General features: G+C 51.8%; 17 protein-coding genes and 1 tRNA gene. 16 read left to right on the top strand and 2 right to left on the bottom strand.

The window, feature by feature from the left end; translation table 11 throughout:
• Positions 1 to 62 precede the first annotated feature (62 nt).
• The 5 genes from FYJ44_RS03575 to infA all read left to right on the top strand — a co-directional run bounded on the left by FYJ44_RS03575 (position 63) and on the right by infA (position 3,260).
• Positions 63 to 404 (top strand): chemotaxis protein, encoded by a 342-nt coding sequence (locus FYJ44_RS03575; protein WP_154509215.1) that lies wholly within the window; start codon positions 63 to 65, stop codon positions 402 to 404.
• A gap of 6 nt (positions 405 to 410) precedes the next feature.
• A complete protein-coding gene (locus FYJ44_RS03570) occupies positions 411 to 1,535 on the top strand; it encodes a metal-dependent hydrolase (RefSeq protein ID WP_154509214.1) in 1,125 nt (374 codons plus the stop codon).
• Positions 1,536 to 1,675: 140 nt separating this feature from the next.
• Positions 1,676 to 2,167, top strand: a complete 492-nt coding sequence (gene moaC / locus FYJ44_RS03565) for a cyclic pyranopterin monophosphate synthase MoaC (RefSeq protein ID WP_154509213.1) — start codon at positions 1,676 to 1,678, stop codon at positions 2,165 to 2,167.
• Positions 2,164 to 2,958: a prolipoprotein diacylglyceryl transferase gene (gene lgt, locus FYJ44_RS03560; RefSeq protein ID WP_154509212.1), complete on the top strand. Its 795-nt coding sequence runs from the start codon at positions 2,164 to 2,166 to the stop codon at positions 2,956 to 2,958. Before moaC ends, lgt begins: the two co-directional genes overlap by 4 nt.
• Before the next feature lie 83 nt (positions 2,959 to 3,041).
• On the top strand, positions 3,042 to 3,260 hold the full coding sequence (gene infA / locus FYJ44_RS03555) for a translation initiation factor IF-1 (protein WP_006008898.1): 219 nt from the start codon (positions 3,042 to 3,044) through the stop codon (positions 3,258 to 3,260).
• Positions 3,261 to 3,362: 102 nt separating this feature from the next.
• Here infA and FYJ44_RS03550 read toward each other — a convergent pair whose 3' ends face one another.
• Positions 3,363 to 3,833, bottom strand: a complete 471-nt coding sequence (locus tag FYJ44_RS03550; protein ID WP_154509210.1) for a phosphatidylglycerophosphatase A family protein — start codon at positions 3,831 to 3,833, stop codon at positions 3,363 to 3,365.
• Between the two features lie 132 nt (positions 3,834 to 3,965).
• On the opposite strand from FYJ44_RS03550, the gene FYJ44_RS03545 reads away from it, so the two are divergent.
• Together FYJ44_RS03545 and FYJ44_RS03540 are read left to right on the top strand one after the other, a co-directional pair.
• On the top strand, positions 3,966 to 4,403 hold the full coding sequence (locus FYJ44_RS03545; protein WP_154509208.1) for a hypothetical protein: 438 nt from the start codon (positions 3,966 to 3,968) through the stop codon (positions 4,401 to 4,403).
• A gap of 49 nt (positions 4,404 to 4,452) precedes the next feature.
• Positions 4,453 to 4,538, top strand: a tRNA-Leu gene (locus FYJ44_RS03540).
• Positions 4,539 to 5,356: 818 nt separating this feature from the next.
• Here FYJ44_RS03540 and FYJ44_RS03535 read toward each other — a convergent pair.
• Positions 5,357 to 5,653 (bottom strand): hypothetical protein, encoded by a 297-nt coding sequence (locus tag FYJ44_RS03535; protein ID WP_154509206.1) that lies wholly within the window; start codon positions 5,651 to 5,653, stop codon positions 5,357 to 5,359.
• A 64-nt stretch (positions 5,654 to 5,717) separates the two neighbouring features.
• On the opposite strand from FYJ44_RS03535, the gene FYJ44_RS03530 reads away from it, so the two are divergent.
• From FYJ44_RS03530 to FYJ44_RS03490, 9 genes are all read left to right on the top strand, one after another.
• A complete protein-coding gene (locus FYJ44_RS03530) occupies positions 5,718 to 7,544 on the top strand; it encodes an ABC transporter ATP-binding protein (protein ID WP_154509204.1) in 1,827 nt (608 codons plus the stop codon).
• 242 nt (positions 7,545 to 7,786) lie between these two features.
• Positions 7,787 to 10,237, top strand: a complete 2,451-nt coding sequence (locus FYJ44_RS03525) for a glycosyltransferase family 4 protein (RefSeq protein ID WP_154509202.1) — start codon at positions 7,787 to 7,789, stop codon at positions 10,235 to 10,237.
• Complete coding sequence (locus tag FYJ44_RS03520; protein WP_154509200.1) at positions 10,230 to 11,063, top strand: class I SAM-dependent methyltransferase; 834 nt, start codon at positions 10,230 to 10,232, stop codon at positions 11,061 to 11,063. Before FYJ44_RS03525 ends, FYJ44_RS03520 begins: the two co-directional genes overlap by 8 nt.
• Positions 11,064 to 11,086: 23 nt before the next feature.
• The gene (locus FYJ44_RS03515; RefSeq protein WP_154509198.1) at positions 11,087 to 11,944 is read left to right on the top strand and encodes an NAD-dependent epimerase/dehydratase family protein; all 858 of its coding nucleotides are present in this window, start codon (positions 11,087 to 11,089) and stop codon (positions 11,942 to 11,944) included.
• A complete protein-coding gene (locus FYJ44_RS03510; RefSeq protein WP_154509196.1) occupies positions 11,937 to 12,953 on the top strand; it encodes a GDP-mannose 4,6-dehydratase in 1,017 nt (338 codons plus the stop codon). The genes FYJ44_RS03515 and FYJ44_RS03510 overlap by 8 nt, the downstream gene beginning before the upstream one ends.
• 356 nt (positions 12,954 to 13,309) lie before the next feature.
• Positions 13,310 to 14,968 (top strand): hypothetical protein, encoded by a 1,659-nt coding sequence (locus FYJ44_RS03505; protein ID WP_154509194.1) that lies wholly within the window; start codon positions 13,310 to 13,312, stop codon positions 14,966 to 14,968.
• Positions 14,969 to 14,980: 12 nt separating this feature from the next.
• Positions 14,981 to 15,199, top strand: coding sequence for a hypothetical protein (locus FYJ44_RS03500; protein WP_154509192.1), 219 nt, complete (start codon positions 14,981 to 14,983; stop codon positions 15,197 to 15,199).
• Positions 15,200 to 15,502: 303 nt separating this feature from the next.
• Complete coding sequence (locus FYJ44_RS03495) at positions 15,503 to 17,359, top strand: hypothetical protein (protein WP_154509190.1); 1,857 nt, start codon at positions 15,503 to 15,505, stop codon at positions 17,357 to 17,359.
• Positions 17,335 to 18,387: a class II aldolase/adducin family protein gene (locus FYJ44_RS03490; protein WP_154509188.1), complete on the top strand. Its 1,053-nt coding sequence runs from the start codon at positions 17,335 to 17,337 to the stop codon at positions 18,385 to 18,387. The genes FYJ44_RS03495 and FYJ44_RS03490 overlap by 25 nt, the downstream gene beginning before the upstream one ends.
• Positions 18,388 to 18,395 lie beyond the last annotated feature (8 nt).

Genomic DNA, 18,395 nt, shown 5'->3' with positions numbered 1-18,395 from the left:
GCAACGCGCCGGTCCGTTGCGTTCCCCTTGCCTGATGGCCGGCGCGTGGCTATATTGTCTCTATGAAGGTTCTGGCAAAAAAAATCCGTTCCGCCACCATGGCGTTTGCCGCACTGGCGCTGCTGGCTGCGCTGGCGGGGTGCGGCCCCAAGGATATCGGAGCGGGTTCCTCCTCGGATGAGGAGCGCGGCGCGTTGCCGCCTCCGGCGGAACAGATGCGCTATCCCATGACCGGGACCAGCAACACCCAGCGCATGCTCTATTATTATAACCGGCCTGACGTCATGAGCCGGATGCAGGACTGGCGGATCAGCCGCTTCAATCGCCTGACCGGCGGCCGGCCCTCGCCCGAAGACCCGGCCTACCGGGCCGTGCCCAAACAGCGCAGCCCCTTCCGGCAATAAGCGTCCATGGATCCCGTCACCCATGCCGCCAGCGGCGCCGTGGCCATGCTGGCCCTGCCGTCCCGTCCCGTTACCCGCTGGGCCGTGCCCTTGGCCGCTCTGGCCTCGGCTTCGCCCGATCTGGACATTGTTTTCGCTTCCACGCCCCTGCAATTTCTGCTGCTGCACCGGGGCATCACGCACTCCTTGGCCGCCATGCCCGTGCTCGGCCTGCTGCTGGCTCTCTGCTGTTATCCGCTCTGGCGGGCTTCCACACCGGGGCGCTGGAGTTTCGGCAAGGTCTGGCTGCTGACCTGCGCCATGGTGCTTATGCACATCTGGCTGGATGTGGTGACCACTTACGGCACCATGATTTTCCTGCCCTTCTCGCACGAGCGGGTTCGGCTCAACGGCGTCTTCATCATCGACCTGCTGCTTACCCTGCCCCTGCTCTGGGCCGTCTGGCGCTGGCGGCGCAGACGCGGGCTCATGCTTCTGGCCCTGGCCTGGGTTTTCGTCTATCCGGCCCTGGGCGTGGGGCTCAACGCCCGGCACGCGGCGCAGGCCGAAGCCCGTCTGCAAGCCGAAAACCGTCAGGTCAGCCATCTGACCGTGCTGCCCGACGCCTTTGCGCCTTTTTTCTGGCGGGTCCTGTTTGAAGAGCAAAGCCAGGACGGCATGCGGGTGCGGGAGCAAAGCCTGGACGCCCTGGGGCGGCCGCGCGCGCCCGAAACATCACATCAGGCCGCGCCCGTCGCGCAGGTCACGGCTCTTTCCCGCCAGTCCGTAACCTGCGAATCGTTTTTCCAGTTCACACTCTTGCCGGTCGTGTCTCCATTACGGGCCGGGGACGCGCCGGAAACGCCCCCAGGCGTCCAGGACGCGCAAGCTCTTCTGTTTTACGATCTGCGCTTCGGCAGCGGCCTGGCTTTTGTGCGCAGACTCATGGCCCTGCGCCCCCACGCGGATATTCCTTTCCAGCTCATGGTTGAAACCGCTCCGGCGGAAGCCGCGCCCGGCGCGGCAAACGGAGAACCGCGCCTGCTGCGCGAGCGTCTGCGTTTTTCAGACAGCAAGCGTGATTCACACTGGCAGCGGCCGCGCGCCCCCCGGCCCCCCACCCTTGCCGAATGGCTGGTGGGGCTGCGTTGAGAACGGATCGGCGATCATGACCGGCTCCCCACTGCTTGCGCCCGGCCTCTACTTGCAGTATGTGCCAGGAACCAGTCCATGAGAACGGCTTCGTCGTTGGGATTGGCAAAAATCATAGCCTCTCAGTAAGGATGCGCAATATGGAACGTACGTTTTCACATCTGGACGCCCAGGGCAACGTAACCATGGTGGATGTGGGAGACAAAATTCCCAGTAAACGCGTGGCCGTTGCCGAGGCTGTGGTGGAGCTGGCCCCGGCCACCCTAGAGCTGCTCAAAAAATCGGCCCTGCCCAAGGGCGACGTGCTGGCCTGCGCCAAAATCGGCGGCATCATGGCGGCCAAACGAGCCAGCCAACTGATCCCGCTCTGCCACAGTCTGAATCTGAGTTATGCGGACATCCGTTTTGAAGTGCGCGACATGCCGCCGCAGGTGCGCATTGAGGCCGAAGCCCGCACCGTGGGCAACACCGGCGTGGAAATGGAAGCCATCGTGGCCGCCCAGAGCGCCGCGGCCATCATCTACGACATGTGCAAGGCCGTACAGCGCGACATCGTCATCAGCCGGGTGCGGCTGCTGCACAAGAGCGGCGGCAAAAGCAGAGAATTCAACGCTTCGGAACTGCCCGCATGATTGCGCCGCACATTGATCCCGTCGCCGTTTCCATCGGCAGTCTCCAGTTGCGCTGGTACGGCCTCATGTACCTCATCGGTTTCGCCGTGGGCTGGGTTCTGGGCCGCTGGCGGGCGTCGCGTCCCGGTTCGGGCTGGCGACCGGCCGATGTGGATGATCTGCTGACCTGTGTCATGCTGGGCATCATTCTTGGCGGGCGTCTGGGCTATGTGCTCTTTTACGATCTGCCGGTCTATATTCATGATCCCATGGAAATTCTGCGCATCTGGAACGGCGGCATGTCCTTCCACGGCGGCCTGCTGGGCGTGCTCGGGGCCTTCTGGTACTTCGCGCGCAGCCGCAAGAAGTCCTTTCTGGAGGTCTCGGACTTTGTGGCTCCGCTGGTGCCGCAGGGCCTTTTCTTCGGCCGTCTGGGCAACTTCATCAACGGCGAACTCTGGGGCAAGGTCAGCGACGCGTCCTGGGCCATGGTCTTTCCCGGCGGCGGCCCGTACCCGCGCCACCCTTCCCAGCTCTATGAAGCGCTGCTGGAAGGCATGGCGTTGTTCATCGTGGTCTGGATCTATTCCGGCAAACCGCGCAAGCCCGGCGCGGTGTCCGGCCTGTTCGCCATAGGCTACGGACTGTTCCGCTTCATGGTGGAGTTCGTGCGCGTACCCGACGCCCAACTGGGATATCTGGCCTTCGGCTGGCTGACCATGGGCCAGGTTCTCTGTCTGCCGCTGATTCTGGCCGGACTGTGGCTGCTTCTGCGCAGAGACGCCACGCCGGACGGGCACGGACGGGTCTGAACGCGTCCGGCGACGCCGGTTGACAGGTGCGGGCTTTTTTGTGAAGCTGTTCGCCGTTTATACACGTTTTTTACGGAGGCCCCATGGCTAAGGAAGGTTCCATAGAAGTCGACGGTGTGGTGCAGGAAGCCCTGCCCAACGCCATGTTCCGCGTGGAACTGGAAAACGGCCACGAAGTGCTGGCCCATATTTCCGGTAAAATGCGCAAATTTTACATCCGCATCCTGCCCGGCGACCGCGTCAAGGTGGAACTCTCCCCCTACGATCTCACACGCGGCCGCATCACCTATCGCATGAAGTAAAACGCCGGGCGCGGCGCTTCTCCCTACTTCACTTTTCCCCAGCTCCTACGCCGGATTCCGTCGGTGCGCCCGTAACACGGCCACCGGCGTCTTGTTGCATTCTCAGAACAGTCCGGCCCAGTGCAGGCCCCACACACAGAGCAAAGCCCAGAGCCCGGCCAGCACGTCGTCCAGCATGACCCCGAAGCCGTCCGGCAACCAGTTTTCAGAAGCGCGCACCGGCCAGGGCTTGGCGATATCGAAAATACGGAAAAAGACAAAAGCCGCGGCCACCAGCCAGAAGCCCGGTTCCGCAAAGGGCAGCAGCACCAGCCAGACGCCCACCAGTTCGTCGATGACCACCTCGCCGGGGTCTTTGCGGCCCAGCAGTTTTTCCGCGCGTGTGGCGGCCAGCGCGCCCAGCACGAAGAGCAGCAGTAAGACCAGCGCCCGCCCGCCCATGCCGAGAGGCAGAAAAAGAAAAGGGGCCAGCAGGCAGGCCAGGGCCGTGCCCCAGGTGCCCGGAGCCTTGGGGGCCAGACCGGCCACGCCCAGACGGCAAAACGCCAATATGCACGCATCCCGGAAACGCATAGTTCCTCCAGTTCAGGACAGGACCGCCATACGCGGCCTGCTCCGTATATAACCGCTTCCCGGCGGCAAGACCAGTCACCGTGTTGCCTAATGCCGGGCTTTGACATATAAAACCGGCAGATTGAGGCCGCTATGGATAAGAATCGCAGCGAAATTTTCGGGCAGTTCAGTTACGACGAAAGCCTGACCTACGAAGAACTGCTGGACGTGGAAAACACGCTGACCGCCGACCTGGAAGCCCTGCTGCAGCGGGCCGGCGCCGCGCACCTGGACTTTACGCCGCTGGGCGATGCGCTGATGTGCCAGTGCGCCTTTGAGACGCACAAGCTCTACGTCTACCGCAAAATCGCGCAAGAGGCGGCGGCCCTGCTGCCGCGCGGCGTCACGGGGCGTCTGCTGTGTGTGGACAAAAGTCTGGCCGCCCTGCATGTCTACTGGATTCAGCCCGGCCAGTGGCAGGAAGAAGAGCGCCCCGTGCCCGTAGACCCGCCTCAGGGGCTGAAAACCTGGCGCGTGCCTGTTGCCTCCGACGCGGCGGGATCAGCGGGCACCACGGAGAATGAGAACTGAAGGTCGGCGCGCTGACGCTGGCAACGGCCCGTCTTGCTGCTGTGACAATGCCCGGATGGTGGAATTGGTAGACACAAGGGACTTAAAATCCCTCGGCCTCTGGCTGTGCCGGTTCAAGCCCGGCTCCGGGTACCAAACAAAAATCTAATAAAGCGAGCCTGATACTCGGCTTCCCCCCCTTCCCCTCACTTCCAAACTCACATGTTTCGCATCAAGGTTGCATCAGAGAACGCTCTTCCCGCAACCTGAGCGCGCTCCGCTTTTATACGCCGACGCTTCTTATCACCGCTCGCGGCGTCTTCGACGGCCAAGGCCGCACACAATCTTTCTGCGGTATTACGCCCGCGCAGGGTCAGATATCGGCCGAGGGCAGCCGGCACGGATTCCAGTGTCCCGGCAACCCGAATTGCACCACAGAAACTCCGCCGCCCGGGGACCATCAAAACGGACAATCTGGCCCAGATTACGCTGCGTTGCCCGCAAGACCGGCTGCGTTCGATCCGTTGGCTACACCTGTTCCGGTAAGATGCCTGTAAACCAAGGATAGCGTTTAAGAGAGAGGCATGATATGAGGGGTCATATTCAATAATTACTTCAGTGTAAGGTTTTGATAGGTTGCTCGCTCTCTCCCTGATCGGTAGCGAGGACAGCTATAAAAATGCCAACTGACGGCCAGAGGCCGAGAAAAATAATTCGCGGATAAGTTCTGTCTTCTACCGCCCTAGTGCCGGCAGGATTTGGGGTAAACCAGCGAACTGGCCCAAAATGGACGAACAGTCAGCGTCATGGAGACTCTGCGGATCTTGTTGATGAAAATTCCCGGCCAGACGTTGCCGGAACAAGCTGACGAAATATGAATTCGGTTTGTGCCGGCTCTGACCAAGGAGCCACTCACTGGTGATGTGATTGCCTTACGGCGGTGTCTGGGACGTAGCAGTTTGCTTCACACCTTATCAAGAAGCGTGGTTGTTCCCGGCGTTATTCTCTGAGGGAAGAAAGGAGCCGGTTTCGGCGCTGACCCATGGAAAAATCGCGGGCAAATGCTTCTTCTGGACATGAAATGTCTTGGCAAAATTGGCGGAGTCGGGCACAGGAAAGCGGTAACGCGGCAAGTCCGCGCCAGGTTGGGAATACTTGCATGCCTGCATGAATGACACTTCCAAGAGGACATCTTCAAAACTGTCTGTGAGCATGAACAACGTGTTGGCATCTACACCTAGAGTGACATTGCCCGGACGAATATCTATCAATACATCTCACTATGTATAGCTTTCGGTATTTTTTGATAGTATGCGCTGATATTATTGAGGAAGCATGAAGAAAGTATTTTCGCCCCTATTTGCAGATTTTTGGCGTATATTGTCAACCATTTCGCCCCGCAACAGAACAAAAACCTATTTGTTGTTTCTGCTGATGGCTCTTCAGTCTGCATTGGAACTTTTTTTTATACTTACCCTCACATATCTCGGTGCGGCCTTGACTTCGCCGACCATGCTTAATGAAAATTATATTTTTAAGGGATTATATTTCTTGTCGCCGCAACTCAAAGCCTGGGGGCAAAACCCACGATATTTGCTACTTATTGCTGGTTGTATTGTGGTGACTGCTTCTGCATTGAAGAATATTGTCAGCTACATTGCCGGCCGGACGACTATTCGCTTGAGTGAGCGCGTTTCAATTGATCTCGGCGAAGAAATTATGCAGCGATTTCTTTACAGTAACTATATGTGGCATTTGTCAGCGGAAAGTTCATCTGCTTTTCAATGTATGCAATGGCGTAGCCAGTTGGCTTTGATGCTCATTTCTCAGCTTTCGATGTATGCCTGCATGCTGACTGTGATAATATTGTTCTTCAGCCTTGTAGGCCATGAACCTGCCCTAACGACTATCGTTATCTGCTTTTTAAGCTTTTCCGGTTTTATGTTATACCGCTTTCTTCGCCAAAACGTTGATAAATCCGCTCTATGCATGGCTGAAAGCGTACAAGATGAAACACGTGCAATTCTATGTGCGACAAGGGGGATACGCGATGTCCTTATCTACAGGCAGCAGGAGGTTTTTCTCCAGTCTGTTGTAAGGGCTGCAGAGCGAGGAATGTCAGCTCGTGTTTTTAACACGATCGCGCCGACTATTCCTACCTGGGTGCTTGAGAGCATTGCTTTCGGCGTTGTGGTTATTGCGCTATTCTATCTTGTTTTTATTGAACAAGCTGACATCCCTCGAATAACCATGGCCCTTGGCTTGCTTTTGCTCACGGCTTGGCGTGTCATGCCTTATGCCAACAGGGTAGTGAGCTTTCAGGTGACAATCCGCTCTGTGCATCCGATGGCAATGGCCGTACTGGAATTACTGGAAAAATTGCGAAATGAGCCACGCGCGGCGCTACCGACTCCTGATGAAAATTTCAGTTTTGTCAGATGCCTTTCCTTGCGAAACGTCTGCTTCCGTTACCCCGGAGCGGAAAAGGACAGCCTGAAGAATCTGACACTTGATATCCCTGTAGGCAAGAAAGTGGGCATCATCGGGCCGTCCGGAGGAGGAAAAAGCACTCTTGTGGGAATGCTTAGCGGACTTCTTGAGCCAACCGGCGGGAAAATTATGGTTGACGGGCAGCCCTTGACCCCCTCACGGGCAGCTGCATTCGCCCAGTTTATCGGTTATGTGCCGCAAACCCCTTTTCTTTTTGCGGGAACGCTGGCGGAGAATATTGCGTTCAGCCAATGGGGCAAGCCGTGGGACAAAGAACGGGTTCGTGATGCCTGCCGAAAAGCGGCTATTGACTTTGTGGACAATCATCCGCTCGGTTTAGAGCAGTCTATTGGCGAGAATGGAGCCGGGCTTTCAGGCGGGCAAGCCCAACGTGTATCCATCGCGCGTGCAATGTATACTTATCCCAAACTACTTATATTTGATGAAGCCACCAGTGCTTTGGATCAAGCCAATGAAGACAGCATACAGCGCACCATACAGCATTTATCCGATGAAGTTACATGCATTATAGTTGCACATCGTTTAACTACTGTTGAACATTGCGATTTCATCATATGGATGGATAAAGGTGAAATTGTTTTGCAAGGAGAATCCTCCTATGTACTTGAGCAATATCGCGCATCGCAACGTCATGGCAGCAATGCAAAATAATTTTTGCATAATAATCTGCCGCTACACCCTTACAAAAAAGTAAGTCTGGAACTTTTTTGAAAAACTTTTTTATTTTGAACCCAATATTGGGAGACGCCTTGAGCATATTATTTACTTTGCTGTCGTCGCATCAAAAACGATCAGCTCCAAAGTAAAAAAGCTCTGTTTCCCTATTGAGCGCTTTAGTGAAGATACGATTAGAAAAAATTATATACTATATCATAAAATGAGGTTGCCTTGAGATGGCGTTCAGCAAAAAAATTGCGACAGTAACTATTGTTACACGCTCATATATTCCTTTCGCGCGTGTTCTACTCGACTCTATAAGAAAAAACTATCCAGACATGTCTCTTTACGTGATCTTGCTGGATACGTTGAATGGAGATTGTTCTTGTGGCGATGAGGTGGAAGTCATTCCAGCGGTGGAGCTTGGCATTCCCGAATTAGACAATATGCTGGAGCGCTATACCAACACTGAAATGTGCGTGGCGCTGAAACCCTTTGCAGTCAGAGAAATCTTTCGCCGTTCTCATGACGAAATCGAAGGTGTAATCTATATGGATAGCGACATTTATGTCGTTTCCCCTATGGAAGAACTTGAAGAGATTGTCAATGACGGAGTGGAAATTGTGCTGACGCCGCATTTAAGCAGGCCCAGTATCGATGGGAGGACATCTGATCTGACCATGCTCAAATGTGGCGCTTATAATATGGGGTTTGCTTATTTTGCCAACACAACTTCAAGTCGCGCCATATTGGATTGGTGGGCGCACTGGTTAGTCCATTTTTGCTATGAAGACTTTACCGCCGGTTTGTTTGGCGATCAGAAATGGATGGATCTGCTTCCATGTTTTTTAGATAATTTCAAAATCCTCCGCCATGATGGCTACAATGTTGCGTATTGGAACATTGATCAGCGTCCGGCAACACGCCGCGGCGCGCAATGGTTTGCGTCTGACGTTCCGTTGCGGTTTCTGCATTTCAGTTGCCCGGCAATTGAGCCGGAACCCATGTTTTCAAAAAATCTGGACAGATATCACGCTGAGGATATCGGTGAATTGTCGTTAATAGTCGCTGACTACGCCCGCCGGATTGTCAAGGCCGGGCTGCATGAGTATTCGGCATTGCCTTGCGGTTTGCGCAGAACCTGTTTGACCCGCATTGATCCGCGCGGGAATCGTGTCATCGCCCTGACGTCGCGTGATGTTCGGCCTATGTCAAAAAGTGTAAAAGTGCTGTGCCTGATGTTGCTCTTTCCACTGGCCTGCGTCATGCAGATAAAAAGCATGCAACCCAGGCGGACGCTGCAAAAGATAAAAGCTTTTGGGAAATCATTCCTGGGTTCTGCCTTGTTTTCTCCTGAAGACAGCTATCAGTGGTTACAGCGGCAGAATGCCATTATCAGGTTTCTGACGGAAAAGCCTTTTCTTTTAGCCGTGTATTTACGGCGTAAGGCGCGGTCAATTCCGGCTCTGGCCGGCGACATCAGAAAATGGGGGTTATCCAGTATTTTTGCGTTCGGTCAGGAATGCTTGGGGACCATTCCCGTATCACCACGTGGGATTCTTGTGACGGACGCCAGAGTTCCCCATCATGATATGATTGCGGCAGATCTGACAACCTTTAATCTGCTGAAGGATCTGGTTTCATTCGGCTATACCGTGACGTTCCTGCCCTGGGGGGCGCCCTGGCCGGATCGCTATGCCAATGACCTGCGGCGACTGGGAGTTATTCTGGATTATGTACCGGAACAGCATGGCAGTAGCGCGGATTATGTGAAAAAATTCGGCCATCGTTTCTCCAAATTTTATTTGCAGCCAATGGGGCTGGCATCGGAACTTGTTCCGATAATCAGATCTGTGTCACCCAAGGCAAAGATCATATTTCACGCTGCGGATATCTGCTTTGTCCGTGAACAGCGCGAAGCCGAGCTCGCGCACGACAAAAAAATGCTGAAAGCGGCCGCCGCCACAAAAAAAACCGAGCTGGATTTAATTCGCAAAGTGGATCACCTCGTCGTTATCAGCGACAGGGAAAAAGAATTTATCACAGCGGAAATAGGCAATTCCACGCCGATTTCCTCCTTCACATGTCTTTACTCCAAGTGCGTGGAACGGCCTCAGCCTTTTGAGAACAGAACCGGGGTTATTTTTATAGGTGTGTTCGGGCATCGGCCCAATGTTGACGCTGTTCTCTGGTTTGCCAAGGAAGTTTGGCCACTGGTAAGAGAACATGCGCCGGACATGCTCTTCCATGTCGTCGGCAACTACGCACCGCCTGAAATTCAGGAGTTGCATGGTAAGGACGGCATCATTATCGAAGGTTTTGTTGAAAACCTTGACCCGTTATTGAGCTCGGTTCGTATTGCAGTGGCTCCTTTACGCTACGGCGCGGGCATCAAGGGGAAAATCGGCACAACCATGGGAGCCGGCATTCCCAATGTATGCACCAGCATTGCAACTGAAGGCATGGGCATACACGCTGGCGAGCAGGCGCTTGTGGCTGACGAACCCGCGGATTTTGCCGCGGCGGTGCTGCAATTGCATGCTGATCCGGAGCTCTGGAAAAAGCTCTCACAGGCGGGACAGGATCTGGTTAAAAACCAGTTCAGCGTAGAAGCGGGAACAAGGCAGTTTGAGCAGGTTTTACGTGAAGCGGGATTGTGGATTGATAAGGAGGCGGGAGATGCTTGAGCAGAATTTTGAGAAGACGACTGATATCGGCAAGCCTGACAGATCAGCGTCCGGCTTTCAATTCCCAATGAAATATCCAAATTTATCCGAGGAAAAGCTGTTTGAACTCAGAAATATTATTACGAAAAGAGGATCAGCATCCCAGACAAAGACAGCTTACCAGGATGCGGTTTTATTTTTTATAAGGTCTAACGCCTTCCGTGGGGACAATGTGGTAGAAGTCGGCTGTTACAAAGGCGGCTTGACTGTTCAATACGCGTATTTATGCCAGCAGCTTGGTAAAAAGCTGCATGTTATTGATTATGATAAGGAACTTTTGGAAGAAACCAAAAAATTGGTCTATGAATTGGGATATGGCAATGTAGCTTCCTTTTACAACATGGATTATGAAAGTTTTGTGTCTTCAGAGTCATTTCCACAAAATACAATTGCAACAATTATTGATGCAGATCATAGCTACGCTGGCTGTCTCAAAGATTGCAATACCTTGAAAAAAGTCCTGCCTTCCATGTATGGCGTTATCTTTCATGATTTTACCTTACGCTATACTACTTGGGACGGCGTTGGAGTTGACAAGGCCATTTACGAAGTTTTTGGACAGCATGTTAGGCTTTATCCAATCGGTTTTCAGTCCGTTTGCTCAGAAACCCCCACCCCGGAGGGGGCCTATCTTGAGAGCAATGAGGGCGTTATTATGGTTGTGCCTTGGCAGCCTGCCGATGTTTTTGCGCAGAAAGAACCACCCTCCAAACTTCGGCAATGGCTTGTCAGAACGCCAATTTTGGGCCCCTTGCTCGCCAAATGCTGCAATATGACAGATAAATAATGGCATTCATCCAGGATTAAGCAATGGCCATATATGTAAACGGAATGGGCGGCGGGATTGGCCGGGCGTTGTGGCCGGCTCTTGCCGCCCTGGACGCCAAACGGATATCAGGTTCACCCGGCAAGGGACAACTGACCTGTAATTTGCAAAACCTGTCGGACTCTGACGGCGATTGGTTTTGCCCCGGTGATGTCTTCATTTTTCCGGCGGCGTGGTCAAAACCCGATCAATGTCGCAAAGATCCACAGGGAGCATGGCTGGTTAATGTTGAAAACACAGGCCGCCTGATTGAAAAAGCTCTGGAGAAAAAAACGACAGTCATTTTTTTCTCGTCAGATACGGTGTACGGACAACAAAAATGCACTCTGGACGAAAATTCGCAACTGCTTGCTACTGAAGAATATGGCAAGATGAAGGCGGCGATTGAGCGGCGCTTCTCTTCCGCAACAGGTTTTTGCGCCTTAAGGCTGTCATATGTCACCTCTTTTTGGGATGGTGTAACCCGTTATTTCATTGATTGTGCGAAAACCAGGAAAGTGGCGGAAGTTTTTGAAGGATATGAGCGTAATATGGTGTGGATTGACGACGTTATTGCGGCTACCTGCGCCTTGACCGCAATGGGATGCCGGGGTGAAGTTTTGCCTCGAGCCGTAAATGTGGGCGGGGCGGAGTGTATTTCCCGGAGGCAAATGGCCGAGGCCTTTGCCAACGCCGTTGATGACTCACTGCAGTATAGGGAAGTGGCTGCTCCGGATAATTTTTTTTCGTCGCGCCCGCGCAGAATTGCACTTGATGTCTCGCTTTTGACTTCTATATTGCAGCGTTCTCCGAGTTCGCTGGGAGAAGCTTACAGAAAGCACAAAGGAGCTTTGCATGATTAGGAAACGTGCATTTATCACCGGTATAACGGGAATGGTGGGATCGCACCTCCTTGATTTTCTTATCAAGAATACAGATTGGGATATCTATGGCCTTCTGCGTTGGCGCAGCCCGCTGGAGAATATTCATGACCACCTGGGCAGAATCAACCAGAAAGACAGAATTTTTTTGCTGTACGGTGATTTGAACGATCCCATGTCGTTGCAAAAAGCCGTCGCTGATGCACAACCGGATTATGTATTTCACCTGGCCGCGCAAAGTTTTCCTCGTACCAGTTTTGATGCGCCTCTTGAAACTCTGCACACGAATATTCTTGGTACCACAAGCCTTCTGGAAGCGATTCGGCACACTCCCGGCTGCTCCCCGGTCATACACGTGTGCGCTTCTTCGGAGGTGTTTGGTCGAGTCCCCAAGGAAAAATTGCCGATCAATGAGGAATGCACATTCCATCCCGCCTCCCCATATGCCATTTCCAAAGTTGGGACTGACCTGGTTGGGCGTTATTACGCGGAAGCTTATGGCATGATGGTTATGACTACCCGCATGTTCACCCACACCGGCCCCCGTCGGGGCGACGTGTTTGCCGAATCCACGTTTGCCAAACAGATCGCACTCATTGAAGCGGGCCTGATTCCCCCTGTAGTAAAAACAGGCAACCTGAATTCACTTCGTACATGGGCTGACGTTAGAGATGCGGTGCGCGCCTACTACATGCTGGTGACTGTCAATCCTGTTTGTGGAGCTTATTACAACATCGGTGGTACGCATGTCTGCTCTGTAAAGGATATGCTGCAAACGCTGCTGAGTTTTTCAACTGTCAAGAATATTGCGGTGGAAACGGACAATGATCGTTTGCGTCCCATTGACGCGGATCTTCAGGTTCCCGATACGTCAAAATTTACCAGCCATACAGGCTGGAAACCTGAAATTCCATTTGAACAAACGATGATGGACTTGCTTGATTATTGGCGTGAACGTGTCCGGATTTTGGGCGCAACGCTTGTGCGATAAGTATATAGTGTAGAGGCGCAATCTTTATTGCGCCCCTCAGTTTTTTGAAGCAGGAGTTTTGAGGCTGGAGGAGTTGCACCTTCAGGGCACAAAGCTTGACTGTCCCCGGTATGCATCTGCTTCTGACCGGGATAGCTCTGCATTGGTGCAACATCCCCCAGCCGCCATGGGCATGCAAACATCTGGCGGATGCAGCATGATGGTTGCATATTTCTTCATGGTTGTTTTGTTTTTATCTGGTGCAGATGAAACCGACCTGTGGCTGTTTTAATCCGAACAGTGAGCATGGTTTTTAAATACCACGACCGTTCCTATAGAAACTCATCACCTTTGACAGCTTTAAGCAGGTCTGGCGCATGCACACATTTTTCCTCTTTGTGCAAAAAATGCGTAACAATCCCACAGCGCTGATTGTTTCACTAAGCGTGCTGCTTACAGCATTGCGTTTTTTTATTGTTAATCCGGCTGATATTGCGGTCCTTCGCAATGAAGAAGTATCCATATATTTACATGCGGCAGAAAAAAGTTTTTTTGAACTTTTTATGATGCCCGACAGCAACTATATTAATCTTATAAATAAATTTTGTGCTGTTATTGCCTTAAAAGGGCTAAAGGCTTTTGACGAATTCGCACAGGTCCAAAATATACTTAACTGGTTTTTTGCAGCACTTTGTAGTTCATTTTTTCTGACAAAGCGTTTTGATATTCTTATAGCTTCATGGAAAGTGAGGCTTGCTTTATGCTTTTATCTCTACTTGCTCCCAATACAAGATTTTTATATGGTGTTTAGCCAAGGTTATTATCTTGTATTTATATTACTTTTTTATTTTCTTGCCCTATCTGACAAAAAGGCCCTGTCTTCCAGGGAAATTGTAGTTATTTGCGTGACTGCTCCGTTCGCGGTGTTCAGCAAACCCGTATTTTTTGTTTTTGGCTTTGCTTTTCTGGGCATTCTGTTCATGCGCATATCTCGGTGCATCCGCCATCGCCGCACACTGGATGCCCATTCAGGGCTGCTGGTATATCTGCTAGTGTTGTATGCTTTCCAGGCATGGTTTACAATAACTCACTACTCCTACATGGAGGAATTCGCACACCATTTAGACAAGACTAATCTTCTGGGACTATTGTTTTTTCTTGGGAAGAAAATCGTCATCTTTCTTGGGTATGGTTTGGTGTGCCCTCTGGCCCACATTTTGCCGCCCAACGCTGCAAATGCACTTTGTTTTATATCCGGATTGGCCGTAGCTGGAACTATCTTGGCGAATTGTGTTGCGTTCTGCAGAAACAGACAATGGATCAGGCTTGTCACTTTGGGGCTTTTTGCCGCATCCTCATTGCTTTCGCTGTATGGCGCAATTTCAGTCGATTTTCTTTATCAACGTTATTTTATTCAAGATATTTTCGCAGTTCAGTGGAGCCAGCGAATGATTTTCCCTGTCATCCTACTTGCGCTCTTTTCGTGCGCATTTTGGGTGCAACGCCTGCGCAACCGATATGAGAAAATTAGTATTGCCTTGATATGGGCGCTGTGTGCAACAAGCTACTGCATATCTTCATGGAATTTTTGGAATACTGGCTATCTGCCCAGTTTTATGTGGAAACAAACCCGTCCGTTACTTGAAGAACGCTATCCCTTTATTCCCCATGCATATGGCATGGAATTTTATTACATGCGTGGGTTACAGTTTGTTTCGACGGAAATGCCCTTGAAGATCACAGGCCGCGCTACATTGGCCGCGCCAGACGTAGCGATGGGTAAAAAGGTGCATTATTTTGTTTTGAAGCAAAAACCGGGTTCCGATGCCTTGGCCCTGTCGCCTTCGGATGCTCTAATGGTCAGAGTTGGTGAGGTTGAATACAAGGCTCGTCTTGTGAATCCGGGACAGAACGAGCAATATCTTTTCAAGTTTAACGGATTTGTACCGTCGGAGGCATTCAGGGAGTTCCATGTTGCGGCACGCGAAATATCGCTGCCGGGCCGGGCTCTTTCCGGCTACATCATAGGCTTTTGACGAGGCTGCTGCATGCATTGGCGGCAAGAAATTTTTCTTCCGCGCTTTTTGAGTATTGCTTACATATATGCAAGAAGCAGTTTTACTGATCCAGATGCTTGCGATGTTTTGCCGTGGGAAGAATCCCCTGATTTTAAAACATTCTTACTTCCAGCTTTTTCCGTGGATTTTTGTAGTAGTGCCGAACATATTTCTGATGCCCTCTGGTTGCAGAGAGGGAAATATTTTTAACAGGATTGCATTTACAATGTTTATATTATGCCCCACGGGATACTTCAGGCAAATGTGTCTTTCCCGTTTGCGCCTTCAATATTTTTTGAGCAAAAAATATAATAAATCAGAGTTTTAACATTGTCTTTTAGTAAGGAATTTCCATTTTTTGGATAAATCAAGTTCCCGGATAAAAACTACAAAGATTGAAAATTATCGGGGTTGGAAAACCCTTTGAAGAAAGCACCCTAGGTGGACAAGTGGTGTAATTATGAAAAACCCCGCAGTTGATTCACGTGATGCATATAACTAAGGCTCTTTCCAATGAAAGTATGCGATAATATGCTGGCGCCTTCTCTCCCTCTGCCGTCATGCGCACAGGCGAAAAACAGCGGCCAGGAGCCCCCATCAAAAAGGGATCCGGCAGGTATGTTTTTTCAGGGCATACCAGTGTGGGCACGGCTGACGGCATGCGTGGTCGGCGGGCTGGTTCTCGCATGGCTGAAGCTTTCTTTTTTTACGGAAAACGAGACAATGACGGCCTTGTGGGAGGAAACGTCTATTTATCTCAATGCATACCATCTGCCGTTTGGAACTTTTTTGGCTTTTCCAGATGCCGGTTACATCAATTTTCTGCCAAAGTTGGCAGCATTTCTCACAGTGCGCACTTTTGGAATGATCGACATATATCCGCTGGCGTTCAAATTTGTGAGCTTTTTTCTTTCAGCGCTGGCCTTGCTGGTTTTTCTTTCCAAGCGTTTTTCCGATCTGATTCCTTCTGTGACAATACGGCTGCTACTCTGCCTGCTGCTTTTCTTCTTTCCGGACCATGACCTTTATGCCTCATACAACAGCGCTTATTATATTGTTTTTTTACTCAGCTACTATGTACTCGCACTGTCAGGCACGGACAAACTTGAAGGAAAAGAATTTGTTTTTATTCTGTTGACCGCACCGGCGGCAGTGTGGTCAAAGCCGGTTTTCTTCTTTTTTGGCCCAGTTTTTCTTTTTGTTGGGGCACTGTGTTGCCGGCGGGCAATCAAAACAGCCGGAACCGACTGGTTCAAGATCGCAGGCTGCGCCTGGCTGCTGATTCTTTATGCATGTCAGCTGCTCTTTACCCTGCTTTACTATCCAGACCTCGGGCCTTCGGGATTCGCCGAACTCGCCGGGCATGGCAATGCGTGGCAGCAGGCTTTGGTGCTGGCGGGCCGGTTCATCCTCTTTTGCGGTTATGGACTGGGGATGCCTCTTAATGTCCTGCTCAGTTCACAGTTCGGCTTCTTTCTGTATGGATTTTTGGGACTGTGCCTTGTTGGTATTTTCGTGGCAAACATGCGGCATTATGCGCAATGTGGCCAAGTCGATATTGTCTTGCTGTCTGTGGCCCTTATAGGGTGCTGTGTACTGTCGATATATGGAATTTTGCAATCACAATGGTTGTATACTTGTACGTTTACTGACGCGCTTTTCAACCGGCCATGGGATCATCGCCATCTTTTTCCTTTTATTGTTTTTTCAAACATCCAGTTCATTTCTTTTGCCGTGCGGCGGGGCCGATTTCGTATTCCCAATTTTTCCGCCATCTTTCTCATTGTCTTGACAGTGGCTTCTCTGAGTATGGCTTTCCCGATGGGACAGGGGGCATTGTATGCATACTCCCTGACCTGGCCTGAAGCCAGAACGCTTTTGATGGAACCGGATACAGTGATCCCCATTCCGCAGATGATGCCGGAATGGCTGCCTTCGCACGAAGTCGCTCTTACAAAACCAGAACCCGGAAAATATGATTCCCGCCTGCAAGGGATGTTCTTTTCGCCGCGCTGCAACTGGCTTAGCGGTGTTCTGGCGGCACGCACAGTTGAAAAGAATTCGTTGGCGCCGCAGACATGCGATTTTCATGTGTCTGCTGTTCAGCCGGACAGAAAAATCAAGTATCTGTTGCTGTTCCCCCAAAATAGCGAACAGGTTTTTTTGCCGAAAGAAACCCTGCTGACGATTCAGCAAGAGGAAACGCATACCAGCGCCAAGCTGGTTAACCCAGGTGCAAGAAGCTATTATCTGTTTGTTTTTAACCGTGTTGTACGAGCCAAGGATATTTCTGGTTTCCGTATCATCGCACCTGACGGCAACCCGCCGCAGACGGAATTTTCCGTTTGTCTGATCGGGTACTGGTTCTAACTTCATATTTATTCGAGGATGTTTTGGACGCTGATTTCATTACTTTTTGTTCCACGCTGGGTGCTGATCCTGATGTGATTCAAGGTGCCGGCGGAAATATTTCAATCAAGAACGGTGATGCGTTGTGCATCAAGGCTTCAGGTTTGTGGCTGAAAGACGCAGCCAGAAAAAACACGTTCGTCACTGTATCCCGAAAAGAAATTGTGCGCCGTCACCGCCTGCGTGATGAAAATCTTCATGATCTTGCGGATGCCTCCGGCCTGCGCCCTTCCATTGAAACAGGCATGCATGCATTGTTGCCTCACCGCTTTGTGGTTCATGTGCACTGTGTGGAGAGTCTCGCTCTTAGTGCGCATCGCGATGCTGAACGGGCATTTGCAGAGAGGCTTGTTTCCTTCCGGCATGTGCTTGTTCCCCCTGTGCGTCCGGGATTGCCTTTGGCCCTTGCCGTTGAAGAAGCCATGGCCCGGCAACCGGACGCCAGTGTCTTTGTGCTCATGAATCATGGCCTGATTGTGGGCAGCGACACGCTGGAGGAAACCCGCCAAACCCTCAATGCCGTCCGCGACGCTCTTGCCCTGCCCGTGCGGTCGCCATCGCATGCCGGAACAGATCTTGAGTCGTTGAATGATATGAACTGGCACGTTCCCCAAGACGATTTCATCCATACGGTCGCAGCAGATCAGGAAACGTTGCGGCTTGTGCGGCAGGCTCCTTTGTACCCGGATCACGTGGTGTTTCTTGGACCAATAATTCCGGTCGCGGTCGACGGCGAGTGTCTGTCGGCTGCGATCGAAAGATTCGAACGGCATCACGGTTTCAGGCCGCAGTGGATGGTGTTCCCTGCTCAGGGCGTGCTGACCGCGCCCCAGAACAATGTTGGGGAAATGGCCATGCTGGATGCCTTGGGCAGGGTGGGCCAGCGTCTGCGATCTTCCTTCAGGCCTTTGCGCACGCTGCCGGCAGGCATTATCCATGATTTGACGCAGTGGGAAGCCGAAACCTACAGAAAAAAAATTTCATTGTAAAAAGAATA

It is taken from the genome of Desulfovibrio porci (assembly GCF_009696265.1).
In the GTDB taxonomy this organism is placed as follows: domain Bacteria; phylum Desulfobacterota; class Desulfovibrionia; order Desulfovibrionales; family Desulfovibrionaceae; genus Desulfovibrio; species Desulfovibrio porci.
The sequence above is the reverse complement of the archived record's forward strand: the minus strand, read 5'-3'. Positions and strand labels throughout refer to the sequence as shown.